Source organism: Mycobacterium sp. (assembly GCF_032162105.1).
Taxonomy (GTDB): Bacteria; Actinomycetota; Actinomycetes; order Mycobacteriales; family Mycobacteriaceae; genus Mycobacterium.
Genome location: NZ_JAVRPS010000072.1, coordinates 1 through 4249, shown reverse-complemented (window position 1 = coordinate 4249; position 4249 = coordinate 1). Strand labels below are relative to the sequence as shown.

Here is a 4249-nt window from a genome sequence, read left to right as displayed (position 1 = left end):
CGGGGGTTCATCGCCAGCGCCCGCGCGATACCGACGCGCTGTTGTTGGCCGCCCGACAGCCGCCGCGGCAGCGCATCAGCCCGCTCCGCCATGCCCACCTGGGCCAGCAGCGCCTCAGCGGTGGCGTCGGCATCCACCTTGGGGGTGCCGGTCCAGCACAGCGGCCCGCTGACATTCGCGCGCGCCGACAGATGACTGAATAGGTTGAAGTGCTGGAAGACCATTCCGATCCCCAGCAGCTTGCGTTGTTCCGCGGCCTGACGTTCGGTGAGCCGGCGCCCTCGATCGTCTCGACCGACCACCATGCCCGCGACGGTGATCGCACCCGCGTCGACGTCCTCGAGTCCGTTGACCATACGCAGCAGAGTGCTCTTGCCGGAGCCGCTGCGGCCCAGCAGTGCGACCACCTCGCCCGCACGGATCTCGAGGTCCACACCGTCGAAGATGGTGTGGGAGCCATAGGATTTGCAGACTCCGGCCAGCCGAATCAGCGGCGCGCCGATGGTGCGTGGCCCCGGCGGCGGGGATGGTCGGACGCTCGCGATGAGCGGCGCGGACGGCGCCTCGCGCTGCAGCGGGACGAGCCGCGAGAGCACGGACCTGCGAGAGGTGCGGTCCAGATTGAGTGCGTCCTCGATGAGAAGCTGAACCAGCGTCAGCACTCCGGTCAGTGCCAGGTACATCACTGCGGTGGAGAAGTAGATCGAGAAGTAGTCGAAGGTCGCCGACGTCAACTGCTGAGTGCGCAACGTCAATTCGGGCACCGCGATGATCGACGCCAACGCCGAGTTCTTCATCGTGGCGATGGCCTCGTTGCCGAGCGCGGGGACCGACATCCGGGCGACCTGGGGCAGCACGACTTTCATCGCCACCACCTTCGGCGCCAGGCCCAGCGCCCGGCCTGCTGCCAACTGCCCGGGGTCGACGGCGCGCACCCCGGAACGGAATATCTCGGCGAAGAAGGCCGCCTCGTTCATCGCCAACGCGACCGACGCCGCCATCAGCGGGGGCAGCGATATTCCGACGTGCGGCAGCGCGGTGAAGACGAACACCATCTGCAAGATCAGTGGGGTTCCGCGGTAGATCACCACATAGGCGCGGGCCACGACGGCGAGTGGCCTGAACCGGGTCAGCTGAGCAGCGGCGAGCAGCAGGCCAAGCAGTAAACCCCCGGCGAAGCCGTACAAGGTCAGCTGCAAGGTGAACACGATGCCCTCGAGGAGCCAACCCGTGGTGAGGTAGTGCGCGAACTTCTCCATACGTCGGAACGGCCGCCGGCTCAGCCGGCGCTGAGCACGGTCGGTTGGGCGACGGCGTTCTGGTCGAGCTTCCATTTGGCCGCGAGTTTGCCCTGCAGCCCGGTGGATTGGATCTCCGTCACCGCTCCGACCAGCGCGTCCCGGAAGTCATGGTTGTCCTTCGGCACACCGATCCCGATGGTGTAGTCCAGCATCACGGTGTCCGCCGAAGCCAGGTCTTGGGAGTGCTCGGCGATGTAGCGGTTCACGGTGTTGACGTCATTCATGTAGGCGTCGGCGCGGCCGGCCAGGATCGCTTGCACACAGTCGGAGCTATTGTCGAAGAGGCTCGTGGTCGGCGTGGGCTTGCCCTCCGCTTGGCATTTGGGCCCGACGGCGTCGACGAGTGGCACCTCGACATAGCCCTTGTTGAGCGCAACGGTCAACCCGCACAGCGATGTGTCGATGCCGGTAATCTTCTTCGGATTGCCGTTCTTGACCAGAATTCCGTCGAAAACCTTTGAGTAGCTGACGAAATCGACGCCACCCTGCGCGCGTTCCTTCGTGGCGTAGAGGTTCGAGAGTATCCAGTTCGCCCTGCCGCTGGACACGGTGGGGATCAGTTCGGAGAAGCCGACCGATACATAGGCGACGGAGAACCCCAGGCATGCTCCGATCGCGTTACCGAGGTCGATGTCGAAACCCTGATACCTACTCGGATCGTTCGGGTCGACGGTCTCGTAACCGGGTGTGTACGGATTGAGCGCGTTGGTCATCGTCTTGCCGACCAGGTCGGGGTGCTGCTGACGCAGCTGGGTGCACGCGGGGGAACTCGCGACGTCGGCGTACTCGCCGCTGGCAGCGGGCTTGCCGGCATCGGTGGTGGATGAGCATCCGGCCAGGGCCGCGACCGCGCACAGGAGGATGCCGATGGCTCGTACCGCGGCCGTCCGTCTCGATGTCATTGTCCTGCGCCTCCTTGCATTGGCCGGATGGTCCGACCAAGTGACACCGGTAGCGTAGGGCGCCGACCTGTGACCAGCAGCTCGAGATGGGTTGATTTACAAACCCTTTACCGACACGCCCGATTCATTTACACGGCGTAACATTTGCGACGAGCCAGCACGCCGACACGGCAACTTGGCCGGACCATCTGACCTATCATGTGGCGCACCAGTCCACCCGAGGGAGTCGCGGATGACCCAGCTGCCCGCACCGCGCCGCGGCCAGAGCATGTCCGTGGTGTTGGCCGCCCACTTCGAGCGGCTGATCGCGACCCGTGAATTGGCGCCGGGATCGCGACTTCCCTCCGAGCGGGTGCTCGCCGAATCCTTCGACGTGTCACGGTCCACCCTTCGCGAGGCGATGCACGAACTCGAGGCCAAACGCCTGATCGATCGCAGGCCCGGCCGCGGTACCACTGTTCTTGCCGTCCAACAGAATTCGACCGACCTGCGCAACCTCGACGTCGACGATGCGAGTCAGGCGCATGCCGCCGAACTGCGCGAGATCATCGAACCGTCCATTGCCGCACTCGCCGCAAGCCGGGCAACTCCGTCGAACATGCTGCAACTCAGCGACGTCTTGGACAGGTCGCACGAGAACCTGTTGCAGTCGGAGTCGCTGCGACTGGACGTCGAGTTCCATCTGCTGCTGGCCCGCGCCGCGCAAAATCCATTACTGGAGTCGCTGCAGGAGATGAGCAGTGGATGGACGAACGACGTCAGGCAGTTCTCGCACGCAACCCGCCGGGGCCGCCGGATCTCCACGCAGGGGCACCACCGCATCTACCAGGCGATCTGCGATCACGACCCGGTGGCCGCGCAGGAGGCCATGGTGCTTCACCTTCAGGACGTCAAGGACCTCATTGCCCGGGCGACCAGCCACCGGGGCAGGCCGAAGGCCTGAGCAACCGGAGCGCGCGACTTGCCCGCCCTCCTCACGAGGTGACTCCTCGCTCCAGGTGGCTAGCCATATCGCCAGCCGCTACGCGATACTCAACTGCCAGACAAGACCTGTCTGCAGTAGGGGCAGGCTCGAGTTGGCCGACTTCGGGCGGGGGAAGACGCAGTGGTTGTAGGTGCGAGTCACCTGAGGCTGTTGGCAGTGACCGCAGCCACGTGCATGGTGGTGATGACGGTCTCCTGCTCTTCGCCGGTGAACAAGTCCGTAGCGCCGGAGACCAGCGAAAGGCCGCAGAAACCGGAGTTCACGCAAGTGACCAGCTCGATGTTCGTTGATCGGTCGGCTGTACCCAACAGTCCCGCAACGGAATTTGCGGCGCCCAGCATAAGTAGCCACACACCGGGGTCGAATGACCCGGTTGATCCACCGGAGTGCGCGCCGATCTTTTGGGGACCGGCCTCCACTCAAGCGGGATCCGTTGCTTGGTCGACGATGAGATCCGCTGGTACGGCGACGAACAACGAAGGCAAATTCTTCAACTTGTTCCTTTTGGTGCCCGCAGAGCGGCCAGACCTCAGGAGCCTGCTCGGCAAGTGCGGAACGGTCGAATCTCAGGGAGGCACCACCACGATGTCGCCCTTGCCGCTGCCGGGGCTGCCCAGCTGGGCTATCGCAATGCGCGTTACCGGCCAAGGAGCTGAGGGCGCTGGCATCATTGGCCTTTACCGTGGTCTTTACGTGTCCGTGGTCTTCACTCAACTGCCCGGCGGCGACATTTCACCGAACGACACAAACGCTCTAGTGAAGCTCTTCAACGACCAGGTGGCAAAGCTGGAAGCGATGTAAGGAAACGCCTGGCCTCGAGAGCCAGGAGGGGTGCAGTCAGCACATTCTCAACGGCCGGCCACCCGACTCGCGTACCAGATTGAATTCCTACGACGTCTCGAAACAGAGGAGTCACGAGAGTCTCGAAAGTCAATCGCGATTGCCGCGTTGAACAGGGCTTTGTGTGAGATTCTGGGCGGGTGTCCGCGGCGGACCCGCCTTCGGGGGTCGTGACGTTCTTATTCACCGATATTGAGGGCTCGACCCGTCGGTGGGAAGCC

Annotated in this window: 4 protein-coding genes; 2 read left to right on the top strand and 2 right to left on the bottom strand. The window is 64.1% G+C overall.

The window, feature by feature from the left end; all coding sequences use genetic code 11:
- Together QOC69_RS03645 and QOC69_RS03640 are read right to left on the bottom strand one after the other, a co-directional pair.
- Window positions 1-1259 (bottom strand): ABC transporter permease subunit (locus QOC69_RS03645; protein WP_526436459.1); only part of this gene is annotated, 1259 nt, incomplete at its 3' end.
- A 20-nt stretch (window positions 1260-1279) separates the two neighbouring features.
- Complete coding sequence (locus tag QOC69_RS03640; RefSeq protein WP_526436457.1) at window positions 1280-2203, bottom strand: ABC transporter substrate-binding protein; 924 nt, start codon at window positions 2201-2203, stop codon at window positions 1280-1282.
- Between the two features lie 232 nt (window positions 2204-2435).
- Here QOC69_RS03640 and QOC69_RS03635 point away from each other — a divergent pair, with 232 nt between their 5' ends.
- On the top strand, window positions 2436-3146 hold the full coding sequence (locus tag QOC69_RS03635; RefSeq protein WP_526436455.1) for a FadR/GntR family transcriptional regulator: 711 nt from the start codon (window positions 2436-2438) through the stop codon (window positions 3144-3146).
- A 198-nt stretch (window positions 3147-3344) separates the two neighbouring features.
- A complete protein-coding gene (locus QOC69_RS03630; RefSeq protein ID WP_526436453.1) occupies window positions 3345-3989 on the top strand; it encodes a hypothetical protein in 645 nt (214 codons plus the stop codon).
- The last annotated feature ends 260 nt before the right edge of the window (window positions 3990-4249 follow it).